The organism is Mycolicibacterium aurum (assembly GCF_900637195.1).
GTDB classification, from domain to species: domain Bacteria; phylum Actinomycetota; class Actinomycetes; order Mycobacteriales; family Mycobacteriaceae; genus Mycobacterium; species Mycobacterium aurum.
In genome coordinates this window covers 1,381,871-1,403,424 of sequence record NZ_LR134356.1, presented here as the reverse complement: position 1 = coordinate 1,403,424, position 21,554 = coordinate 1,381,871, and the positions used below count along the sequence as shown (strand labels likewise).

The 21,554-nt window shown below is 68.2% G+C and carries 25 protein-coding genes; 9 read left to right on the top strand and 16 right to left on the bottom strand.

What is annotated here, in order from left to right:
* Genes melA through EL337_RS06780 form a run of 6 tightly spaced genes read right to left on the bottom strand, consistent with a single transcriptional unit; the run spans position 1 to position 6,654 of the window.
* The gene (melA, locus tag EL337_RS06805) at positions 1–1,326 is read right to left on the bottom strand and encodes an alpha-glucosidase/alpha-galactosidase (protein ID WP_048630275.1); all 1,326 of its coding nucleotides are present in this window, start codon (positions 1,324–1,326) and stop codon (positions 1–3) included.
* On the bottom strand, positions 1,323–2,291 hold the full coding sequence (locus EL337_RS06800) for a DMT family transporter (RefSeq protein WP_048630274.1): 969 nt from the start codon (positions 2,289–2,291) through the stop codon (positions 1,323–1,325). Before EL337_RS06800 ends, melA begins: the two co-directional genes overlap by 4 nt.
* A 16-nt stretch (positions 2,292–2,307) precedes the next feature.
* The gene (locus tag EL337_RS06795; protein WP_048630273.1) at positions 2,308–3,279 is read right to left on the bottom strand and encodes a BadF/BadG/BcrA/BcrD ATPase family protein; all 972 of its coding nucleotides are present in this window, start codon (positions 3,277–3,279) and stop codon (positions 2,308–2,310) included.
* A gap of 2 nt (positions 3,280–3,281) precedes the next feature.
* The gene (locus EL337_RS06790; protein ID WP_048630272.1) at positions 3,282–4,427 is read right to left on the bottom strand and encodes an SIS domain-containing protein; all 1,146 of its coding nucleotides are present in this window, start codon (positions 4,425–4,427) and stop codon (positions 3,282–3,284) included.
* Positions 4,424–5,761, bottom strand: coding sequence for a D-tagatose-bisphosphate aldolase, class II, non-catalytic subunit (locus EL337_RS06785; RefSeq protein ID WP_048630271.1), 1,338 nt, complete (start codon positions 5,759–5,761; stop codon positions 4,424–4,426). The genes EL337_RS06790 and EL337_RS06785 overlap by 4 nt, the downstream gene beginning before the upstream one ends.
* Positions 5,758–6,654, bottom strand: a complete 897-nt coding sequence (locus tag EL337_RS06780; RefSeq protein WP_048630270.1) for a class II fructose-bisphosphate aldolase — start codon at positions 6,652–6,654, stop codon at positions 5,758–5,760. Before EL337_RS06780 ends, EL337_RS06785 begins: the two co-directional genes overlap by 4 nt.
* Before the next feature lie 133 nt (positions 6,655–6,787).
* On the opposite strand from EL337_RS06780, the gene EL337_RS06775 reads away from it, so the two are divergent.
* The 3 genes from EL337_RS06775 (at position 6,788) to EL337_RS06765 (ending at position 10,059) form a co-directional block, all read left to right on the top strand.
* Positions 6,788–7,573, top strand: coding sequence for a DeoR/GlpR family DNA-binding transcription regulator (locus tag EL337_RS06775; RefSeq protein ID WP_048630269.1), 786 nt, complete (start codon positions 6,788–6,790; stop codon positions 7,571–7,573).
* A gap of 118 nt (positions 7,574–7,691) precedes the next feature.
* Entirely contained in the window at positions 7,692–9,494 is a 1,803-nt protein-coding gene (locus EL337_RS06770; protein WP_048630268.1) for an acetyl-CoA carboxylase biotin carboxylase subunit, read from the top strand.
* A 247-nt stretch (positions 9,495–9,741) separates the two neighbouring features.
* Complete coding sequence (locus EL337_RS06765) at positions 9,742–10,059, top strand: hypothetical protein (RefSeq protein WP_048630267.1); 318 nt, start codon at positions 9,742–9,744, stop codon at positions 10,057–10,059.
* Between the two features lie 7 nt (positions 10,060–10,066).
* Here EL337_RS06765 and EL337_RS06760 read toward each other — a convergent pair whose 3' ends face one another.
* Complete coding sequence (locus EL337_RS06760) at positions 10,067–10,291, bottom strand: hypothetical protein (RefSeq protein ID WP_048630266.1); 225 nt, start codon at positions 10,289–10,291, stop codon at positions 10,067–10,069.
* Between the two features lie 155 nt (positions 10,292–10,446).
* On the bottom strand, positions 10,447–10,995 hold the full coding sequence (locus EL337_RS06755) for a nucleotidyltransferase family protein (RefSeq protein WP_048630265.1): 549 nt from the start codon (positions 10,993–10,995) through the stop codon (positions 10,447–10,449).
* A 307-nt stretch (positions 10,996–11,302) separates the two neighbouring features.
* Here EL337_RS06755 and EL337_RS06750 point away from each other — a divergent pair, with 307 nt between their 5' ends.
* Positions 11,303–11,734: an STAS domain-containing protein gene (locus tag EL337_RS06750; RefSeq protein ID WP_048630853.1), complete on the top strand. Its 432-nt coding sequence runs from the start codon at positions 11,303–11,305 to the stop codon at positions 11,732–11,734.
* Here EL337_RS06750 and EL337_RS06745 read toward each other — a convergent pair.
* Both EL337_RS06745 and EL337_RS06740 read right to left on the bottom strand, forming a co-directional pair.
* Positions 11,705–12,427 carry an RNA polymerase sigma factor SigF gene (locus EL337_RS06745; RefSeq protein WP_275992856.1) on the bottom strand — a complete coding sequence of 241 codons (723 nt, stop codon included), beginning with the start codon at positions 12,425–12,427 and terminating at the stop codon, positions 11,705–11,707. The two genes, EL337_RS06750 and EL337_RS06745, sit on opposite strands and share 30 nt — an antisense overlap.
* Positions 12,428–12,489: 62 nt before the next feature.
* Positions 12,490–12,921 (bottom strand): ATP-binding protein, encoded by a 432-nt coding sequence (locus tag EL337_RS06740; protein WP_048630263.1) that lies wholly within the window; start codon positions 12,919–12,921, stop codon positions 12,490–12,492.
* A gap of 493 nt (positions 12,922–13,414) precedes the next feature.
* Between EL337_RS06740 and mbp1 the strand changes: the two genes are divergently transcribed.
* Complete coding sequence (gene mbp1, locus EL337_RS06735) at positions 13,415–13,651, top strand: microaggregate-binding protein 1 (protein WP_048630262.1); 237 nt, start codon at positions 13,415–13,417, stop codon at positions 13,649–13,651.
* Positions 13,652–13,741: 90 nt separating this feature from the next.
* Here the strand turns inward: mbp1 and EL337_RS06730 are convergent, their stop codons facing one another.
* From EL337_RS06730 to EL337_RS06715, 4 genes are all read right to left on the bottom strand, one after another.
* The gene (locus tag EL337_RS06730) at positions 13,742–14,860 is read right to left on the bottom strand and encodes a YihY/virulence factor BrkB family protein (RefSeq protein ID WP_306316154.1); all 1,119 of its coding nucleotides are present in this window, start codon (positions 14,858–14,860) and stop codon (positions 13,742–13,744) included.
* Between the two features lie 214 nt (positions 14,861–15,074).
* A complete protein-coding gene (locus tag EL337_RS06725; protein WP_048630261.1) occupies positions 15,075–15,437 on the bottom strand; it encodes an STAS domain-containing protein in 363 nt (120 codons plus the stop codon).
* A 234-nt stretch (positions 15,438–15,671) separates the two neighbouring features.
* Positions 15,672–15,980 carry a protein UsfY gene (gene usfY, locus EL337_RS06720; RefSeq protein ID WP_048630260.1) on the bottom strand — a complete coding sequence of 103 codons (309 nt, stop codon included), beginning with the start codon at positions 15,978–15,980 and terminating at the stop codon, positions 15,672–15,674.
* 33 nt (positions 15,981–16,013) lie between these two features.
* Positions 16,014–16,379 (bottom strand): hypothetical protein, encoded by a 366-nt coding sequence (locus EL337_RS06715; RefSeq protein ID WP_048630259.1) that lies wholly within the window; start codon positions 16,377–16,379, stop codon positions 16,014–16,016.
* A gap of 90 nt (positions 16,380–16,469) precedes the next feature.
* Between EL337_RS06715 and EL337_RS06710 the strand changes: the two genes are divergently transcribed.
* Positions 16,470–17,045, top strand: a complete 576-nt coding sequence (locus EL337_RS06710; RefSeq protein WP_275992857.1) for a restriction endonuclease — start codon at positions 16,470–16,472, stop codon at positions 17,043–17,045.
* Here the strand turns inward: EL337_RS06710 and lat are convergent.
* Both lat and EL337_RS06700 read right to left on the bottom strand, forming a co-directional pair.
* Positions 17,014–18,372, bottom strand: coding sequence for an L-lysine 6-transaminase (gene lat, locus EL337_RS06705; protein ID WP_048630258.1), 1,359 nt, complete (start codon positions 18,370–18,372; stop codon positions 17,014–17,016). The two genes, EL337_RS06710 and lat, sit on opposite strands and share 32 nt — an antisense overlap.
* Positions 18,373–18,421: 49 nt before the next feature.
* The gene (locus EL337_RS06700) at positions 18,422–18,901 is read right to left on the bottom strand and encodes an Lrp/AsnC family transcriptional regulator (protein WP_048630257.1); all 480 of its coding nucleotides are present in this window, start codon (positions 18,899–18,901) and stop codon (positions 18,422–18,424) included.
* A 38-nt stretch (positions 18,902–18,939) separates the two neighbouring features.
* On the opposite strand from EL337_RS06700, the gene EL337_RS28705 reads away from it, so the two are divergent.
* The 3 genes from EL337_RS28705 (at position 18,940) to EL337_RS06690 (ending at position 21,542) form a co-directional block, all read left to right on the top strand.
* The gene (locus EL337_RS28705; RefSeq protein WP_157866270.1) at positions 18,940–19,098 is read left to right on the top strand and encodes a hypothetical protein; all 159 of its coding nucleotides are present in this window, start codon (positions 18,940–18,942) and stop codon (positions 19,096–19,098) included.
* Complete coding sequence (gene amaB / locus EL337_RS06695) at positions 19,095–20,648, top strand: L-piperidine-6-carboxylate dehydrogenase (RefSeq protein ID WP_048630256.1); 1,554 nt, start codon at positions 19,095–19,097, stop codon at positions 20,646–20,648. Before EL337_RS28705 ends, amaB begins: the two co-directional genes overlap by 4 nt.
* 84 nt (positions 20,649–20,732) lie before the next feature.
* Positions 20,733–21,542 carry an SDR family oxidoreductase gene (locus tag EL337_RS06690; RefSeq protein WP_048630255.1) on the top strand — a complete coding sequence of 270 codons (810 nt, stop codon included), beginning with the start codon at positions 20,733–20,735 and terminating at the stop codon, positions 21,540–21,542.
* Positions 21,543–21,554: the final 12 nt, after the last annotated feature.

Below are 21,554 nucleotides of genomic sequence, written 5' to 3'. Positions count from 1 at the left end.
TTAGTTGGCGACAGGTGGGGTGAAGAGGGTTTCACGCAGTTCGTCGGGCAGCAGGTCGCCGTGGGCGGCGGTGAGCTCGTCGCACAGTTCCCAGATGCGGTCGACGCTCAAGGAGGCGGCGGTGTTGGGGTCCACCATCGCCGCGGCCCGCACCAGCCGGGGATCGCCCTCGACGGCGGCGCGCACGGTCAGATCCACCGGCCCCAGGAAGCTGCGGTTGAGCGCGGCGCACTGCGCCGGCAGGTCGCCGACCTTCATCGGGTGGGCGCCAAGAGAGTCGAGCAGCGTCGGCACCTCGACCGCCACCCCGTCGGGCAGGTTCGCGATCAGCCCGTCGTTGACGATGTTCGCCGAGATGACCCGCGGCGTCCCGGTCTCCAGGGAATGGATGACCTGCGGGGCGTACTCGGTGGATCCGGTGTCGATGGGCAACGTCTCGGTGTCGGTCAGTTCGGCACGCACCCGCTGATATTCGGCCATGTTGGCCTCGCTGATCGAGACGTACTCGCCGACGTTGATGCGCAGGCGCTCGATCTCGCGGGGGTCGTGCAGGTACCACGGGACGTACTCGCTGGAGTGCTCGCTGGTCTCGGTCGGGTAGTACCCGAGCCGCCGGTACATATCGACACGCACCCGCCGGCGCAGTTCCGGATCGGCGGCGATGCGCTGGTCCAGCAGCGGGTACAGGCTCTGGCCGTCGCGCTCCCACCGCAGCACCCACGCCTGATGGTTGACGCCCGCCGACCAGTAGGACACCTGGTCGAACGGCACGTCGACGAGTTCGCACAAGCCGACCATCGTCCAGTAGACGGAATGGCACAGGCCCAGCACCTTCAACCGCGGCGCGACGCGGTGCAGGTAGGTGACATTCATCGCCATCGGGTTGGTGTAGTTGAGCAGCCAGGCGTCCGGGCAGAGCTCTTCCATGTCGCGCGCGATGCCGGCCAGCACCGGGAAAGTCCTGAGCCCGCGGAAGATTCCGCCCACCCCGATGGTGTCGGCGATGGTCTGGTTCAGCCCGTACTTCGCCGGGATCTCGAAGTCGCGCAGCGTGGCCTCGTGCATGCCGACCTGGATCACGTTGATCACGTAGTCGGCACCGTCGAGCGCGCGGCGACGATCGGTGGTCGACACGACCTCGGGCGACGCGCCCGCCGTCCGCGCGGTGGCGCGCACGATCGCCTCCGCGGTCTGGAGACGCTCGTCGTCGATGTCGTGGAGGACGACCCGCACCGAGCCGAGTTCGGGGAACGACAGGATGTCGCCGAGGAGTTCGCGGGTGAATTCGACGCTGCCCGCTCCGATGATGACGATGGTGGGCTTCACGCGCGGCTCCTGGAGTGGGGGTTGCCAATGGCCGGGTCCAGCACGGCCGCGGTAGGCGCTTCACCGCGCTTCTCGTCGCTGTAGACCATCAGCGTCGAGCCCACCAGGGCCAACACGATGCCGATGCCACCGTAGGGGCTGGGCAGGGTCTGGTAGGCGATGAGCGAGACGACGATGGTGAGCGCGGGAGCGAGCGCGTTGGTGGTGGGTGCCACGATGGTGGCCTTGCCGCGACTGAGCGCCATCACCAGGAAGAGGGCGCCCACCGCGTTGAGCAGCTGGGTGCCCGCTGTCAATACCGGGGCCTGCCAGGGGAAGTCGAGGGGCAGGCCGCCCATCTGGAAGATCGCGACCGGGATCAGGATGAGCGCGCTGATGGCCATGTAGCCGAACGTGGTGGCCTCGTTGACGCCGATGGTGGCGGTCTTGCGCATGAAGTACGCCTGCACGCCCCAGGCGATGCAGATCAGGATGGCCAGTGGCAGCCACGGTCCGGTCGAGACGTCGGCGTCGCCACCGGTGATGCTGAAGAGCACGATCGCGGCCAGTGCGCAGACCACGCCGACGACGGCCAGCATGCTGATGCGTTCGCGCAGCAGGACCATCGCCATGATCACGGTGATGGCGGGCGAGATCGAGACGATCGGGAAGATCAGGTACGCCGGGCCCATGGTGAGCGCCTGGAACAGCAGGAGTTGGCCGCCCGCGCCGGTGAGCCCGATCACCAGACCGTAGATCGCGGCAGCGGGTCGGCGGTCGAACCGCTGGCCGCGCAGGATGACCGCGGCCGGGATGATCATCGTCAATGCCCAGATGCAGTAGATCATCTCGTCGGGGTAGCCGTACCAGGTGGCGGGCAGCGCGGAGAACGCGCCCCAGACTCCCCAGAACACGATCAGCAGTGCGGCGTAGAAGATCCAGCTGCGGGTCTGCACGCCCGTAGCGTTGTTCGGTGTACCTGTCATGACGTCACCTTTTCGATCATGTTGTGCCGACGGCGAGTTGGCGGAGGGATTCGGCGGACAGTGGATGGCCGCTGTGCTTGGCGGCGTAGAGCGCCGCGCCCAGCGCCGGGTCGAGCAGGGGGGTGCGCAGGTCGTACTTGTGCGGCCGCGCGTCCAGTGCGGTCACGAACAGCGGCAGGAACGTCTCGTCGGAGAACATGCCACCCGAATAGGACACCGGGATCACCTCGTCATCGGTGAATCCGATGATTTTTCCGGTGGTTTCGACCAGTTCGACGAGTTCGCCCGCCGCGGCCGACAGGATCCGTGCGGCCGCCTCATCGTCGGCGCGGGCCGCCTCGCAGACCGTGGTGGCCAGGGCCGCGATGGAGGTGCGGTTGCCCGCCCACTTGTCGATCACGAGGCTGACCAGATCCAGATCGCCGGTCAGCTGCAACCGATCCTTGAGCAGCCGGTACAGCGGTCCGCGCTCGGACCGGCCGTCGCTCATCCGGCTGAACGCGTTGAGCCCCTGGGCGGCAACCCAATACGCTGATCCCTCGTCGCCGAACAACTCGCCCCATCCGCCGACGCGGCGGCCGACACCGCGGCGCTCGCCATAGGTCATCGACCCAGTTCCGCTGATGACGTTGATGCCGTCCTCACCGGCCAGCGAGCCGGCCCAGCCGCACACCATGTCGTTGTCGCAGCTGTAGCGGTCGTGCCCCAGCACGTGCGCCCCGACGGCGTCGAGGCGGGGGATGTCCTCGGCGGCCTCACCGTAGCCGGGCAACCCGAAGAACACCGCGTCGATCGCGGAGGTGTCGATGCCCGCCTGGGTGCAGATGTCGTCGATGCCCTGGGCGAGAACGCGTTCGACGACGTCGAACCCTTCGTTGAAGTAGTAGGAGGTGGCGGTGGTGGCGCGGGCGATGACCGTGCCCGCATCGTCGATGAGCGCGAAGGCTGTCTTCGAGCCGCCGCCGTCGACGCCGAGATATCGGGCCATGCTCACTCACCCCGCCAGGGGTGGATGGTGACACCCTTGACCACGCGACTGACTTCGCCGGACGGGAACGGATTGTCCGGTGTCTTACCGTGTTCGAGCGAGGTGAACAGCGCCAGGTACTGCGCGAACACCAGGTAGGCCGGGGCCACCACGGCGTCGGGCAGGCTGTCCAGCCCGGGGAGCACGATCGCCGGTCCGAGCTCTTCCGGGATCGGCACGGCGCTGAGCACCGTGACGGCGTCCTCCCCGAGCTGCGCACGGATTTCGGCGATGATGTCGAGGTCGTAGCGTCGGGTGTAGGGGTCGGTCGAGACGTACACCAGCACCAGGGTGTCCGCGTCGAGCACCGATTTCGGGCCGTGGCGGAATCCCAGCGGCGAGTCGAAGTACGTAACCACCTCTCCCGCAGTCAGTTCCAGCAGTTTGAGTGCGGACTCCTGTGCGAGTCCGGCGAGCGGCCCGGCGCCGAGATAGACGAAGCGCTTCTTGGCGGTCTGCGCCAGCGCGCGGATGTCGGACTGGAGCCCGATCACATGCTCGGCGGCGTGCGCCAGCGCCTCGCCGTCCGCCGCGCCGGCCGGACCCAGAAGCATCAGGGCGGACAACAACATCGACGTCAGACTCGAGGTCATCGCGAAGCCTGAGTCGTTGGTCCGCTCGGGCATGTAGACGACCAGCGACCGCTCCCGGTCCCGGTGCGCGCGGCCCAGCTGACCGTCCTGGTCGCAGGTGAGGATCAGGTGCCAGACGTCGTCGACGAGCTCGTCGGCCAGCGCCGTCGCGGCCAGGCTCTCGGGGCTGTTACCCGACCGGCCGAACGACACCAGCAGCGTCGGCGTGCCCGGCTCGAGATGGTCGAGCGGGTTGGCCACGATGCTGGTGGTGGCCACCGCGTCGACGCGGCGCCCGAGGTGGCGCCGCAACGCCGGCGCCGCGATGTCCCCGGCGAACGCCGAACTGCCTGCGCCGGTGAGGATGACCCGTAGATCGGTTCGGCCGGTGACGTCACGCAGGAACGCGGTGGCCTCTGCGTCCGATCGGCCCGCCACCTCACGCCAGGCTCCGGGTTGCTGACCGATCTCGAGAATGGTTGCGCCGCCGTCTTCTTGAGCGGGCACGCTGTGCACGGTCGACGGTGAGCTGGTCATCGGGTACCTCCGGAGATCATGGTGTGCGCGTGGGCATCGGAGACGCGGCACGCGTCGGCGTAGGGCCGTAGGGCGTCGCGGACTCGGTCGATGACGAGGGCCTGGGCATCGACGCCGAGTTCGCCGGCCCGGATGCGCTCATACTGCAGCGGCAGGAATTGACTGATCAGCGGCAGCGGGATGCCGACGCGATCGAGGTTGGCCAGCAACGTCTGCCGCGCGGCGTCGACCTCGCCGTCGGCCCAGTAGTACCGCAGCCGGTCGCTGAAGCTGTACCGGCGCGACGTGCGCTGCGCCACCGGGTCGCCCTCGTAGTAGTCCTGCCAGTACCGCGGTTCGGCCAGCATCCGGCGTTCGAGCGTCTCGATCAGTGTCGACCGCGCGGTGCGGGGCACGACTTCGATCTCGATCATCGCGAGCGCGAACAACGCCTCCCGCATCGCGAACGTCAGACCGGGGCCGACTTTCAGTACGGCCCAATGGTCTTCGACGAGCTCACGCAGTTGAGCGGGCCGCTGGTAGTCCGTCGAGTGGGCCTCGAAGACGAGGTTGTCCTCGTCGTCGAGGACGTGCCGCAGCTGCGCGGTGGCGGCGTGCTCGTAGTCGATGACCTGGACGTGGTCGAATTCCACGCCGGGCTGCACCACCAACGCCATCACCCGGGGCCAGACGTGCCCGAGTCCAGCGTCTGCGAATGCCGTCCGGTGCGCGGCGATCGTCGCCCTGGCCCGCTCCGGGGGCGTCGGGGTGAGCCGGTCCAGCGTCTCGTGCGCGCCGCCCGGGACGGGCACCTCGGTTCCGATGACGTACACCGGCCGGTCGGACCCGGCGCGACCCGCCGCGTCCTCGGCCACCCGCAACAGCCGCGCGCTGCGGGAGGCGACGACGTCGTCGGGCAGCACCGCGGGGTCATCGGCACAGGACATGCTGCAGTCCAGGTGGATCTTGGTGTATCCCGCCTCGACATAGGCGGCGATCAGCACCTCGGCGTGCGCCATGGCGACGTCGGCGGATTCGCGTTGCCATCGGTTGGGGCCCAGGTGGTCACCGCCGAGGACGACGCGCTCGCGGGCGAAACCGCACCGGTCGGCGATGCCGAGCACCAGGTCCCGGAACTCGGCGGGCCGCAGCCCGGTGTACCCACCGAACTGGTCCACCTGATTGGAGGTGGCCTCGATCAGGACGTAGCCGCCGTCGGCGGCGGCCTGCACGATGGCCGCCTCCAGGACGGTGGGGTGCGCCGAGCACACGGAGTAGATGCCGACGGACTCGCCGGACTTGTGCCGTCCGATCGTGTCGGCAAGCCAGTCGATGCGGTGCAGTGTGTCCGTCATCGCCGCTCACGCTCCCCAGCGCCGACCGGAGCGGCCGATGAGGCGACCGCCGCGCACAGCGCTGCCACGCTGTCGGCGATGGCCTGCCGCGCCCCGACGAGGTACTTGCGCGGGTCGGACACGGCCGGGTCCTCGAGCACCGGCCGGATGGCGCCGGTGTAGGCGAGATTGAGGGCGGTGCCCACATTGACCTTGCGGATTCCCGCCAGCACGGCGGCCCGCAGCTGATCGTCGGGCACCCCGGACGATCCGTGCAGGACAAGCGGAACCGGCACGTTCTCTGCGAGCTCCCGGATCAGCTCCAGGTCGAGCCGGGCGTCGCGGGTGGTCATCGCGTGCGAGCTGCCGACGGCCACGGCCAACCCGTCGACCCCGGTCTCGGCGGTGAACGCGGCCGCCTCGTCGGGTCGCGTCCGGGCGCCGGCCACGTGCGCCCCGACGGGTCCGTGCTCCTTGCCACCGATCTCGCCGAGTTCGGCCTCCATCCACAGCCCGGCTGCGTGCCCGCGCTCGGTGAATGCCCGGGTCTGCGCCACGTTGTCCGCGTAGGGCAGGTGCGCGGCGTCGATCATGATCGAGCTGATGCCCAGGTCTGCGGCGGTGGCGATGGCGTCGTCGAGCAGGGCGAGGTCCTGCACGTGATCCAGATGCACGGCCAGCATCGCGCTCGACTGCGTGGCGATCTGCGCGCAGGCCGCGGCCAGTGGCGCCAACCGGCCGCCGTGGAAGCGCACCGTGTTCTCACTGATCTGAATCAGAACGGCCGCTCCGGCCCGCTCGGCACCCTCGGCGATGCCCTCGGCGTGCTCGAGGGTGATGGCGTTGAAGGCAAGGGCCGCAGTGTCGTTCGCCGCGGCGGCGGCCACGATGTCGGCGGTGGCGATCAAGGGCATGAGGTAGCCCGTCGCGAGGAGCCGGTTGTGTGGAACATCACCCCAGCATGAGAAGCTCGCTCAAAGCACGCAATGCGAAGCGGCCAAACGATCAGGAAAACTGATCGCATCCGGTGAGCGAGGAGTTTCAGCGATGTCGACAAAGCGCACCGACCGGATGCGCAACGTCCTGTCCCTGCTTCGTGACCGCGAGGAGGTCACGTCCGCCGCGCTGTGCGCGGAACTGCGCGTGTCCGCGGCGACGTTGCGTCGCGACCTTGCCGAACTCGAGGAGCAGGGGCTGCTGCTGCGCACCCACGGCGGCGCCCGTGCCCTGGACCCCAGCGGCAGCGAGATCCCGGTGCGCCTGCGCGACCACCGGATGACCGCCATCAAACGCCGCATCGCCCAGCACGCCGCCGCGCTTGTGCCCAGCGGTCCGCAGGCGGTGGCGCTCACCGGCGGAGTCACCACCGGCGAGGTGGCCAGGGCGCTCAAAGGGCGGCCGAACATCACGATCGTGACGAACTCGCTCACCATCGCGGCCGACTGCGCTGTCGACGCCCACATGAAGGTCATCGCGACCGGCGGTCTGGTGCGGGCGAATTCGCTGGAGGCGGTCGGCCCCATGTCCGAGCACGCGTTCCAGGTGATCACCGTCGGCACCGCCGTACTCGGCGCCGACGGCATGTCCGCCGAGGTCGGTGTGACCACGTTCGACGAGGCCGAGGCCCGCACGGCCATCGCGATGGCCACCAACGCCCAGCAGGTGGTCGTCGCCGTCGACGGTTCCAAGATCGGCAAGGTCACCCTTGCCAAGATGGTTGCGCTGTCGCAGATCGATCACCTCGTCACCGACTCCACCGCCGACGATCAGCAGCTTCACCGCATCGCCGCGGCGGGCGTGCACGTCCACGTCGTCGACGTGGGCGAAGACTGACTCCCAGGGTTACCGGCGGGTAAGGGACCGGCTCGCCGAGACTCCGAGTAGGCCCCTTAAACTTCCCGGGATACATTCTTAAAAACGTTCTTAGAGAAACATGCCATCAGGAGGCGCAGTGGCCAGTCACGCCAGCTCGAAGATCTCCAAGGTGCTTGTCGCCAACCGTGGAGAGATCGCAGTCCGGGTGATCCGGGCAGCCAAGGACGCCGGGCTGCAGAGCGTGGCCGTCTACGCCGAGCCCGACGCCGACGCACCGCACGTTCGTCTGGCCGACGAGGCCTTCGCCCTGGGCGGTCAGACCTCAGCCGAGTCATACCTGGTGTTCGAGAAGTTGCTCGACGCGGCCGCCAAGTCCGGCGCCAACGCCATCCACCCCGGCTACGGCTTCTTGAGTGAGAACGCCGACTTCGCCCAGGCCGTCATCGACGCCGGGCTGATCTGGATCGGGCCCAGCCCGCAGTCGATCCGCGACCTCGGCGACAAGGTCACCGCGCGCCACATCGCCGCGCGCGCCGACGCGCCGCTGGTACCCGGCACCCCCGATCCGGTCAAGAACGCCGACGAGGTGGTGGCCTTCGCCGAGGAGTACGGCGTGCCCGTCGCCATCAAGGCCGCCTTCGGCGGTGGCGGCCGCGGCATGAAGGTCGCCCGCACCATCGAGGAGATCCCCGAGCTGTTCGACTCGGCCACCCGCGAGGCCGTGGCCGCCTTCGGCCGCGGTGAGTGCTTCGTCGAGCGCTACCTGGACAAGCCGCGCCACGTCGAGGCCCAGGTCATCGCCGACACCCACGGCAACGTCGTCGTCGCGGGCACCCGCGACTGCTCGCTGCAGCGCCGCTTCCAGAAGCTCGTCGAGGAGGCCCCCGCCCCCTTCCTCACCGACGCGCAGCGCAAAGAGATCCACGAGTCGGCCAAGCGCATCTGCAAGGAAGCCGGCTACTACGGCGCAGGCACCGTCGAGTACCTCGTCGGCCAGGACGGCCTGATCTCGTTCCTCGAGGTCAACACCCGCCTTCAGGTGGAACACCCCGTCACCGAGGAGACGGCCGGTATCGACCTCGTCCTGCAGCAGTTCAAGATTGCGAACGGCGAAGCGCTGAGCATCACCGAGGACCCGACCCCGCGCGGCCACTCGTTCGAGTTCCGGATCAACGGTGAGGACGCCGGCCGCGGCTTCCTGCCCGCCCCCGGCCCGGTCAGCAAGTTCGAGCCCCCGACCGGTCCGGGCGTGCGCCTGGATTCCGGCGTGGAGACCGGCTCGGTCATCGGCGGCCAGTTCGACTCGATGCTGGCCAAGCTGATCGTCAGCGGCGCCACTCGCGAGGAGGCGCTCGCCCGGTCGCGTCGCGCCCTGGCCGAGTTCAACGTCGAAGGCCTGGCGACGGTCATCCCGTTCCACCGCGCCGTCACCGCCGACCCGGCCTTCATCGGCGACGGCGAGAAGTTCGACGTGCACACCCGCTGGATCGAGACCGAGTGGAACAACACCGTCGAGCCGTTCACCGGCGGTGACCCGATCGAAGAAGAAGACACCATCCCCCGCCAGACCGTGGTGGTCGAGGTCGGCGGCCGCCGCCTCGAGGTCTCGCTGCCCGGTGACCTCGCGCTCGGCAACGGTGGCGCGGCCCCGTCCGGCGCCATCCGCAAGAAGCCCAAGGCGCGCAAGCGTGGCGGTCACGGTGGCGCGGCAGCCTCCGGCGACTCGGTGACGGCACCCATGCAGGGCACCGTCGTCAAGGTCGCCGTCGAAGAGGGCCAGACCGTCGCGGCCGGCGACCTGGTGGTGGTGCTCGAGGCCATGAAGATGGAGAACCCGGTCACCGCGCACAAGGACGGTGTGGTCACCGGCCTGTCGGTCGAGGTGGGCGCTGCCATTACTCAGGGCACTGTGATCGCGGAGCTCAAGAGCGCCGAATAGATGTACATCAACAGCGGGGCGTCATCAGATGATGACGCCCCGCTGTTGGTTTGCTGCTTGTTTTGGCAAAGAGCTGTCCGTACCGAACAGGCGGACTAGCGTTCGGCCCACACCAGAGTGAGCGGTGTGCTGCGCCGCCGGGATGCGGCGACACGAAGACCGAGGGGTGGAACGGCCCCGCTCTCCGCGGCGCGATCCGGCGGAGAGCGGGGCCGAGCCAATCGGCCCGGCATGGCAAGCTGACCAGGTGGAACCCGTTGAGATCAACGCCGGCACCTGGTACCTGCGGGCACTGCGCGCCGATGATCGCGTCGATGACCGGCCCGCCCTGGCCGACCTCGGCGAACATCGCGCAGACTATGTGAGTGCCCTTGCCGCACAGTGGGATTCAGACGCACTGTATTCCTGGGCCGTATGCGAACCGACGACGGGTGAGTTGCTGGCCGAGGTGACTCTCGATCCGGCCACCCGGACGGTCACCACCCGGGCCCGCCCTGGACACGAGCAGGCCGGGCAGACCGGGGCCGACGCCGTCCAGCGGTTCGCGGCAGCAATGCTCGGTTGACGGCTCGCTATCCGTGCACGGCGTTGTCGAACTGCGGGACCGGCTCCGGCAGCCGGCCGCGCTGCCAGTACGACATCAGATCCTGACGTGCATGAACATCCGGGGTGGCGACCATGCTGCCGTCGCTGTAGGTCGTCATCGTCGCGCCGGCAGTGCCCGCCATACCCAGCGTGGCGCCGAAGATGGCGGCGGAGAACAGCGGTGCGGCGATCATGCGCTTGATGCGGGTCATGGCGGAACCTTTCGAAGAAGTTGTGCTCCGTACCGGTGTTCTCCGGTGATGAGACAACTCTCGCGTACCGCGGCCCGCGCGTCTGTCGGGCGATCAGGTGGTGAATCGGTGGAATTGCGTGTCCCCCGATCGGTGGACACCGCGACTTCGGCACATCACCGCTCGTCGATGTCGCGACCGGTGGCCAGATCACCGCACTCCACAGCGACGACGTCGTCGCGGCTCCTGAGGAACGGACCGGCACCGTCGTCTCCGGTGAGCGCGTCCAGCAGCTGCGCCCAGTGCGGACGCGCGATCACCACCGGGTGACCGGGCCGCCCGTCATAGCGTGCGCGCGCCAGTCCCGACTCCGATGCGCGCGCCGCGGCCAGCACCCGGCGCACCACGGCGGCATCGACGTCGGGGGTGTCGACCGTCGTCAGCACCACGAACTCCGCGGCGTCGCCGGCCGCGAGGATGCCGGCGCGCACCGAGGCGCTCACACCGTCGGCCCAGTCGTCGGCCACCACCGCCCGGGCGGGTGCCGGCACCTCCACGACAGCCGCCCCCAGGACGACAACCACGTCACCGCAGCCGCCGTCACGGAGTGCTGTCACGGCGGCGCGCAGCCACCCGCCGCCGTCGGCACGCACTTTCGGCATCCCGAACCGGGAGCCGGACCCCGCCGCCAGCACCACACCGGTCACCGAATTCGCCTGTGCCACAGAGCATTCAACCTTCGTGTCGCTTTTTATTGACGTTGATGTCAACGCCCTGCTGAGGATTTGTTAATAACCGCTGAATTCATTGTCCAAGATCAATATGTGGGCGTAGGGTCGAGCCAGGTTGAGTGAGCAGCCTTCTGGAAACGTCATCGACCCACGAGACCCACATCGGTTGCGTGCAGGCTTTGAGACCTAGGGCCCACCTTGGCGTGAAACCACCGCACGATCTCGCACTCGGCGAATGGAGTCATCCGTGCCTCACGTCCAGGAACCCACAGAGTCTTCGGACCCCGTGTCGTCGAACCCCGTGTCGTCGAACCCCGGGGCCCCCGACCCCGCGCCCGACAGCTTCATCTGTCACACCGCGCGGTTCGACACCAGCTGGCCTCAGCCGGCGACCGCGGTGGTGGCAGGACACGGCGAACTCGACGCCGCGAACGGCAACGCATTCGTCACCTACGCGCTCCGCCACGCAGACCAGACGCAGTGGCTCATCGTCGACCTGTCCCATCTGTCGTTCTTCTCCACCGCCGGTTTCTCGGCGCTGCACACCCTCAACGTGCAATGCGTCGGCGAAGACATCCGGTGGGTGCTGATCCCCAGCAAGGCCGTCAACCGGGTGTTGCGCATCTGCGATCCGGACTCCGCACTACCGATCAGCGCCGATGTGGCCGAAGCGCTGACCGCGGTGCACACGGAGCCACCGCGGCTACTCGAGCTGGTCTCGGAGCCGCGTTAGCGACTTGGCCAGCAGCCGGGACACGTGCATCTGCGAGATGCCGACCCGTTCGGCGATCTGGGTCTGGGTCATCGACTCGAAGAACCGCAGCACCAGCACGGTGCGTTCACGCTCCGGAAGCGCAGACAGCAGGGGCCGCAACGCCTCGCGGTTCTCGATCTGATCGAGGGTCAGGTCGACGTCGCCGAGGGTATCGGCGATGGCCGGCGCGTCTTCGTTGCCGCTGCCACCGCTGTCGATCGACAGCGTGTTGTAGGAGCTGCCGGCGACCAGACCTTCGATCACCTCGTCACGATCCATCTCCAGCTCGGCGGCCAGCTCGCTGGCCGTCGGCGCGCGGCCCAGCCGCTGCGACAGGTCCGCCGTCGCGGCGCCCAGCCGCAGATGAAGCTCCTTGAGCCGGCGCGGCACCTTCACCGACCAGCTGTTGTCGCGGAAATGCCTGCGGACCTCGCCCATGATGGTCGGAACGGCGAAGGACACGAAGTCCGACCCGGCGTTGACGTCGAAGCGGATCACCGCGTTGACCAGGCCCACGCGCGCCACCTGCACCAGGTCGTCGCGCGGCTCGCCACGGCCGTCGAAACGCCGCGCGATGTGGTCGGCCAGCGGAAGGCAGCGTTCGACGATGCGATCACGTTGACGCTGGAACGGTGCCGAGCCTTCCTTGAGTTCGGCCAACTCGCGGAACATCTCGGCAACGTCCGAATACTCAGAGTTCGATCGTTTCGACGAACCCTTGGACGAGGGCCGGGTCACTGCAAGGAACTCGCTCGCCTGGTCGTCATCGATATTCCGAAGACCTCACCATTGCCGGCGGTCACACCGTTGGAGAAGGTGGTGACCTCGTCGGTCAGCGAGCTGAGTACGTGCCAGCTGAAGCTCCCGGGAGCGAGGATGTCGGTGCTGTCGCATGTCGTGGACGCGTGCACCACCAGCGCACCGGGCTGCGGATCGACCACGACCAGCAGGGTCGAATCAGCCACGGCGGACCTGATCAAGCGAGTGCAGGCCTCGTCGACAGCGAGGCGCAGATCGGCGACCGCGTCGAAGTCGAGGTCTTCGAAGGTTCCGATCGCAGCTACCAGCGTGCGCAGCACCGCCAGGTTCTCCAGCGATGCCAGAACCCGCAGTTCGACCGCCTGCGGGCTGTGCCCCGCGTTCCCGTCGCCGCCGATATCGGCCATCTGACCTCCTGAAAATGTCCCCGCGAGATTACCCCAGCTCGATCCGTTGTTACCCACGGGCGCACCGCGCGCTGGCCAGTGCGTCGGTCATCGGCCAGGACGCGCCGACGACGCGCTGGGCAGGGATCGGGACCCCGCCCCCGCTGCCGGCGCGATCCCGGCTCCGCTCGGCGGGGCCGGTGAGGCCGACACCTGCGGGCGGTTGGCGCCGATGAAGCGGAGATGCGGACGTCACAGGGGATTTGTTCATGGTGCGCCAGCAATACCCCGTCGTCGGCATCAGCCAAACCATGTTCGCCACCGGCGCCACAATCGACGTCTGCCACGGCATTCAGTGGAGCAAAGCCGTTGCCTGCGAGGGTCGTTCGCGGCTTCCACGTGACGCTGCGACGCGCGTCACCCGTTTAGGGCGTCGGCGACACGGGAAGCCCGTCGGGGACGCACGACACGGGCGCTAGGTATAGCCCGACCATCCACGACCGGAAGGCACGATATGACCGAGAAGAACAGCGGACCCGAAGAAGGCATCAAGGGCGTCGTCGAAGACGTGAAGGGCAAGGCCAAGGAGACCATCGGCACCGTCGCGGGACGCGACGACATGGTCGAAGAAGGCAAGGCCCAGCAGGACAAGGCCGAAGCGGAGAGGGACGTCGCGAAGAAGGAAGCCGAGGCCGAGTCGGCCCGGGCAGGCGCCGCCGCCGCGGAGAAGCGTCAGGAAGCCGCGCAGTAGCAGAACGACCTACGACGTCGAGGGCCCAGCCGGGCGACCGGGTGGGCCCTTTGCGTTGTCCAGGTCAGCGCTCCCCTACTCGACGGCCGCTCACGCCTGACGACCCCGCGAGCGACGCAGAGCACGACCTCTGAGTACACCTTTGCGCTCTTTGTCCCTGCTCTTGTCGATGGCGCTGGTATCGCGCAGCGGGAGTTGCAGATCGTCCTCGGCCTCGATCCCGGCCTGCAACTGGCGGCCTCGTTCGAGTTCTGCGTCGATCTCCGCGCCGAACAACAGCGCCAGGTTGGTGATCCACAGCCACAGCAGAAACACGATCACCCCGGCGAGCGCGCCGAACGTCTTGTTGTAGCTACCGAAATTGCTGACGTACAACCCGAACAGCAACGAGGCGCAGATCCACACCACGATCGCGAGCCCGGCTCCGACACTGATCCAGCGAAACTTGGGCTGTTTGACGTTCGGGCCGATGTAGTACAGCATCGCCACGCCCAATGCGACGAGCACCACGAGCACCGGCCAGCGCGCGACGTTCCACACCGCAAGTCCAGTCGCACCGACACCCAGGTAACCGCCGACGGCTTCGGCCACCGGCCCGCTGACCGCGAGAATCAGTGCGACAGCAGCCGCGACGACCAAGCCGACCAAGGTCAGCAGGAGTTGCTGAAGTCGCAACTTCCAGCCGGGACGACCCTCGTCCACCTCGTAGACGCGGTTCATCGCACGCCCGAACGCGCCGACGAATCCCGACGCCGACCACAACGCTCCGAGAATGCCCGTCACGAGCGCGAAGCCGGCCGAGGGCGCGGTGACGAGCTGTTCGATGGGCTGCCGAAGGACCTCGACCGCAGCACCTGGACTGACATCGTCGATGATCTGCAGGATCGCATCCGCGGTGCGTGGCCCCTGACCGAGTACACCGAGCAGCGACATCACCACCACCAACGCCGGGAACAGCGACAGCACCGCGTAGTACGTCAGCGCCGCCGCCAGATCCGTGCATTGGTCCCGGCTGAACTCACTGGCGGTGCGGCGCAGGACGTAGAAGATCGACGGCCGGGTGAGATCCGTCGGAGAGTCGGGTTTGCGGGAGTCGTCGGGCTCCGGCGGATTGACCGGCTCGTCGAACGACTCATCCTCGACCGGCTCGCTGCCGGATGCCTCCCGTCTCTGCGCCGGGGAGTCCGGGGTGGCACGCGGGCGACCCAAGGGGGCCAGTGCGCCAGTCGCGACGCCGGCGGCGAACGCGCCGACCAGCGCCGCGGGACGACGTTTCCTCGACTCGCGCGGAAGCGAAACCGCATGGCTTGGTAACGAATTGCGTACTGGGGACGGCATTGGCGGGAGATGCCCGCCTCACGCCGAACGAAACTCCGAACAGGCGCCGAGCCGCAATGTGCAGCAGCGTCGAGTCACCGCTGCGTCAGGCGGCCGGCTCCTGCAGCGCGGCTTCCAGGGTGGGACGCACGTCGATGATGTCGCTCAAGCCGATGAGCTCCATGGGCCTGCTGGTGGCGGGTCCGTCGGCGACCACCACGAAACGCACGGTCGACGCGCGTTCGTCGTGGGTGGCGATCAGGACGCTCATCCCGCAGGACGCCAGGAAGTCGACCAGGGTGAGATCGACGATCAACAAGGTGGGCTGTTTGGCGAGTGCTTCGGCGATCTCGCGTTCCAGTTCGGGTGCGGTGAGCATGTCGATGACGCCGACACAGCGGATGATGACCGTGCTGTCCTGCCAGTCTGCACTGAGGTGACACGGGGAAGGATTTGTGGATCTGTCCATTACAGAAGACATGATGACTCCGTCGATCGCTGAGCGATGGGCGCTGCGTCTCGCGGGCTTAGTTCTGAACCTGGCAAGCAATTGCGCGTTGCACTCTCCAACCTATCGCGTTTGTCCGTCGCGCGCACATCCTTGGCGAACGTTCGTTCACCGATTCACCACGTGAGCCGACCGTCGGGCGCGCCGGTTCCGACGCGACCCTGGCAGCGTTGTTCAGGACGCGCGCCGAGCTCGTCAGCTGTTCGGACGCTGCCTGGTGGCGCCAGGATGCTCTGTGTACCAACGCTCTTCGAGTCGGCGCACGCGGTGGTGCTCGACCACCAGCCAGGCTCCCCCGATGATGAAACCGGCGAGTGCGAGAGCGCCGAGCGCGACGCCGACGTCGTGGTGGGAGGTGGCGAACGCCGACAGCGCAGCGACGAAACTGACCAGCGACAGTCCGATCACCACGAGCCCCGGCATGATCTTGTTGTCCGTCATCGATTCGCCCGCGTGCGGACGGGTGGTGCGCACGTGATCGACGGGATCCCTGGGACCTTTCATGGGTAGCTCCTTCGAACTACCTTCAGTGTGCGCCTATACCGGCAGCGAAGGAAGAGTGGCGACGACGCTGACCACCATCAGTGCCAGCAGCACCGACCCGGCGCCGAACCACGCCGCGTGGTCGCGCTGGGCCCGCATGCCGCGGGTCAGCGACCACACCCCGCCGGCCAACAGGATCGCCGGAGCGCCGAGCGACAGCATGGCCTGCTGGGGCGCCCCGCACCCGGCCGCGTTCGCGATCGATCCGGTACAGGTTCCCACCCAGGTGGACGCGAGGACATAGAAGACGAGGGCGGCCACCGCGAATCCCACCCCGGTCCGCACCGCGTCACGCATACCGCCGACGTCGAGGGCGGTGTCTCGCCGTATCTCGCGGGCGTGGTGGGACAGGTCCGTCATCGGGGCGTCTCCGGTGTCGCAGCAATTGGTTTGCGGGGAGTTCCCACGGTCACGCTTTGATAAACGCGAATGTCGGGGGCGCCACCTACGATGCGGGCCGTGACAACGCTCAGGTGGAAGCTCTACGTTGCACTCGGGCTGGCAGCCGCGGCAACGGCGTACGCGGCCGGGGCCCACCCGGTGGCGGCGGCGCTGACGGGGTTGCTGGTGCCCGCCGCCGCGCTCGCTGCACCGCGGTTCGTGCGGGGCGTGATCGTCGGTGCGGCCACCCCGAGCGTCCGCGAGCAGGCGACGGTGATGTCGGGAACCGAGTTCGAGGACTATGTCGCCCGCATCGCACGGAGCTGCGGCGTGCCCGTCATCATGACCGCCATCACCGGAGACTGGGGTGTGGACCTCATCATCGGCCACCGACCGCACCGGCTGGCCGTACAGTGCAAGCGGCTGTCACGGCCCGTCGGCGCGAGCGCCGTGCAGGAGGTGGTCGCCGGCGCACCCATGCAGGACTGCACTCAGACGATGGTCGTCACCAATCACGAATTCACGCCTGCGGCACGCAAACTCGCCGAGTTGCACGGCTGTGAGCTGGTCGGCGGCGCGGACCTGCCGCGGTTGCGCTCGACCATCCGCCGGCTTACCCGACCGACCGGTCCGACATCTTCCTGAGCACCGCGCGCACGGCGTCGACGGCGCTGTCGATCTCCTCGTGGGACACGGTCAGAGCCGGCCGGAATCGCACGCTGTCCGGGCCGCAGCCCAACATGATCACGCCGCACTCCCACAGCGCGGCCAGCAGTTGGTCGCGCGCGTCGGTGCTGGGCATGCTGAAGGCGCACATCAGTCCGCGGCCGCGAACCTCGCGCACCCACCCGGGGAACTCGGCGGCAAGCGTGTCGAGATGGCACCGCAGGTAGTGGCCGGCATCAGCCGCGCGCCCGAACAGCCCGTCCACCTCGATCACCTCGAGGATCCGCCGGGACCGGACCATGTCGACCAGGTTGCCGCCCCAGGTGGAGTTGATTCGCGAGCTGACCGTGAACACGTTGTCGGCGAGCTCGTCGACCCGGCCGCCGGCCATCAGCCCGCACACCTGGGTCTTCTTGCCGAACGCGACGACATCCGGCCGGACCCCCAATTGCTGGTAGGCCCAGGCGGTTCCGGTGATACCGCAGCCGGTCTGCACCTCGTCGAAGATCAGCAGCGCGTCGAACTCGTCACACATCGAGCGCATGGCCGCGAAGAACTGCGGGCGGAAGTGCCGGTCGCCGCCCTCGCCCTGGATCGGCTCGGCGATGAAGCACGCGATGTCGTGCGGGTTGGCCTCGAAGGCGGCACGGGCCTGGCGCAGCGACTCGGCTTCCAGGGCATCCATGTCGTCGTGTGCGCGCACGTAGGGCGCGTCGATGCGCGGCCAATCGAACTTCGGGAACCGTGCCACCTTGTTCGGGTCGGTGTTGGTCAGCGACATGGTGTATCCGCTGCGCCCGTGGAAGGCGCCGGTGAGGTGCAGGACCTTCGTGCCCAGCTGCGGGTCGCGCCCGCTTGCCTCGTTGAGCCGGCTCTTCCAGTCGAAGGCGACCTTCAACGCGTTCTCCACGGCCAGCGCGCCACCGTCGACGAAGAACAGGTGCGGCAGCGCGGGATCGCCGAGGACGCGGGCGAACGTCTCGACGAAGCGGGCCATCGGCACGCTGTAGACATCGGAGTTGCTCGGCTTGTTGAGCGCGGCAACGGCGAGCTCGGCACGGAATTCGGCGTCGTCGGCCAGGCCGGGATGGTTCATGCCCAGCGCCGAGGAGGCGAAGAACGTGAACATGTCGAGGTATCCGCGGCCGGTGCGCGCGTCGACGAGATAGGACCCGCGCGACCGCTCGATGTCGAGCACCAGGTCCAGCCCGTCGGCCAGGATGCTGCGCGCGAGCACCGACCGCACATCAGCGGGCGCCAGCGCCCCGGGGGTGACAGGGCGCATTTCCGGAATCACTGCGGTCATGACACCGAGCTTAACGGACTTTTTACTGCTGAGCGAGCTGTACTAGGAACTATTCCGGTATGTATCGTCTCTCGCTGTAAAATTTATGTAGAATTATCGTGCTTCGTGTCTTTACGTCGGCTGCGGTGCGGATCTTCTGCAGCAGGCTTTCCAAAGCCCGCGCCGACTCGACATGGACCAGCAGGACGTAGTTGTCATCACCGGCCACGGAGTAGCACGCCTCGATTTCGGGGACGTGTTCCAACCGCGCGGGTGCATCATCAGGTTGAGAAGGATCGAGAGGAGTGATGGCGACGAACGCCGACAGCATGCTGCCCACGGCCTCTGGGTCGATCTTGGCCGTGTATCCGCTGACCACGCCGCGCGACTCCAACCGCCGTACCCGCGACTGCACCGCCGACACCGACAGCCCGGCCGCGGCCGCCAGATGCGCCAGCGTGGCTCGGCCGTCGGCCACCAGCTCACGCGCCAGCACGCGATCGATCTCGTCAAGCGGCGCGTGCGGCTGTGGTTCGGCGGGATCCTTCATGGCCGCACTGTATCGGAGGGCCGCTGGGAGGTGCTCCGTTGATCACTGAAACGTTGATCACTGAAACCTGGCAACTGCGGGCACAATTCGCCGACGACGGGGACGGCACCGCCTACCGCCGCGTGTGGCCGGCCGCCCGTATCGGTCACCACATTCACGACCCCCATGACCTCTACCAGAAAGCCGCATCTTCATGACCACCGTTCTGACCTCTCCACTGCCCACCTCGGACGCGCTGCGAGCGCGCGTCCGGGATGCACTGGCCGCCGTCGGTGCGTCCGTCCCGCTCGGCGAGCCCGGCGACGACGGGCTGCCGGCCAGCACGCCGATCACCGGTGACGTGTTGTTCAGCGTGCCCGAGTCGTCGGCCGCCCAGACTGACGAGGCGATAGCTGCTGCAGCTGAAGCCTTTTCGACGTGGCGGGTGACACCGGCGCCGGTGCGCGGCGCGCTGGTCGCCCGGCTGGGTCAGTTGCTCGTCGAGCACAAGACCGCGCTCGCGTCCCTGGTGACCATCGAGGCGGGCAAGATCAACTCCGAGGCCCTCGGTGAGGTGCAGGAGATGATCGACATCTGCGAGTTCGCGGTCGGACTGTCGCGGCAGCTGTACGGCCGCACCATCGCCTCGGAGCGGCCCGGGCACCGGTTGATGGAGACCTGGCACCCGCTCGGTGTCGTGGGCGTCATCACCGCGTTCAACTTCCCGGTCGCGGTATGGGCCTGGAACACCGCGGTGGCGCTGGTGTGCGGCGACACCGTGGTGTGGAAGCCCTCGGAGCTGACGCCGCTGACGGCGGTGGCATGCCAGGCGCTGATGGAGCGGGCGTGCACCGACGTGGGCGCGCCGGCCGAGGTGACCCGGCTGGTACTCGGCGAGCGCGAGATCGGCGAGAAGCTGGTGGACGATCCGCGGGTGGCCCTGGTGTCGGCGACCGGATCGGTGCGGATGGGCCGCGAGGTCGGGCCGCGGGTGGCGCAGCGGTTCGGGCGCGCCCTGTTGGAGCTCGGCGGCAACAACGCCGCCGTGGTGACCCCGGCGGCCGATCTCGACCTGGCGGTCCGCGGCATCGTGTTCTCGGCGGCAGGCACCGCCGGTCAGCGATGCACCACGCTGCGGCGACTGATCGTGCATTCGTCGGTGGCCGACGAGCTGGTGTCCCGGATCGTGGCGGCCTACCAGCAGTTGCCGGTGGGCGATCCGTTCGCCGACGGCACACTGGTGGGCCCGCTGATCCACACGGCGTCGTATCGGGACATGGTGGGTGCGCTGCAGAAGGCTGCCGCCGAGGGCGGCGAGGTGATCGGTGGCGAGCGGGTCGACGTCGGCACGGACTTCGAAGAAGGTGCGTTCTATGTGACGCCCGCGGTGGTCCGGATGCCGCGACAGTCGGAGGTGGTGCACCAGGAGACATTCGCCCCGATCCTCTACGTGATGACCTACGAGACCTTGGACGAGGCGATCGCTATGAACAATGCAGTGCCGCAGGGTCTTTCGTCGGCCATCTTCACCCTCGACGTTCGGGAGGCGGAGCGCTTCCTGGCCGCCGACGGCTCGGACTGCGGTATCGCCAACGTCAACATCGGCACGTCGGGCGCCGAGATCGGCGGCGCGTTCGGCGGCGAGAAGGAGACCGGCGGCGGCCGCGAGTCCGGGTCGGACTCCTGGAAGGCCTACATGCGCCGGGCCACCAACACGGTCAACTATTCGTCCGAGCTGCCCCTGGCCCAGGGCGTCCACTTCGGCTGACCCTTGCACCGCGAGCGTGCGTGTCTGCAGCCGACACGCCGCCTTTGGGACCGACTTTGCGCACGCTCGCGGCACACTCTGGGCATGGACCTTCAGGGCAAGACAGGGATCGTGACGGGCGGCGCGTCGGGGATCGGTGCGGCGATCGCCGCCGAGTTGGCAGCCAACGGCGTCAGCGTCGTCGTCGGCGACCTGGACGAGTCGGGTGCCCATGCCACTGCGTCATCGATCCGTGACGCCGGCGGTGCGGCCGTCGCGCTGCGCGCCGACGCGTCCGACGGCGCCGACATCGAGGCCCTGATCACGCTGGCCGGCCGTGAATTCACGCCGGTGGACATCTATGTCGCCAATGCCGGCATCATCGGAAAGCCCGGTCTGGGAACGGAGTCGGACTGGGATGTGATCCTTGATGTCAATCTGCGAGCCCATATCCGGGCCTCCCGGCTACTCGTGCCGCACTGGACATCACGCGGATCGGGGTACTTCGTCTCTGTGGCGTCGGCGGCCGGGCTGCTGACCCAGCTGGGCGCGGCGGGCTATGCGGTGAGCAAGCACGCCGCGGTGGGCTTCGCCGAATGGCTGGCGATCACCTACGGCGACGACGGCATCGGCGTCAGCTGCGTGTGCCCCCTGGGGGTGGAAACGCCGCTGCTGCAGGCGGTCCGCAGCACCGAGGACCCCGACGCGCGCCTCGGTGCGTCGTCGATCGAGCAGTCGGCGGGGGTGATCAGCGCGGCCGACGTGGCAGCGGTGACGGTCGACGCGATCCGAGCCGACCGTTTCCTGGTGTTGCCGCACGCCGAACTGCTGGAGATGTATCGGCACAAGGGCGGTGACTACGACCGCTGGATCGCCGGGATGCGCCGCTATCAGCGGACGCTGCGGGCGCTCTGACGCGGCGGCCGC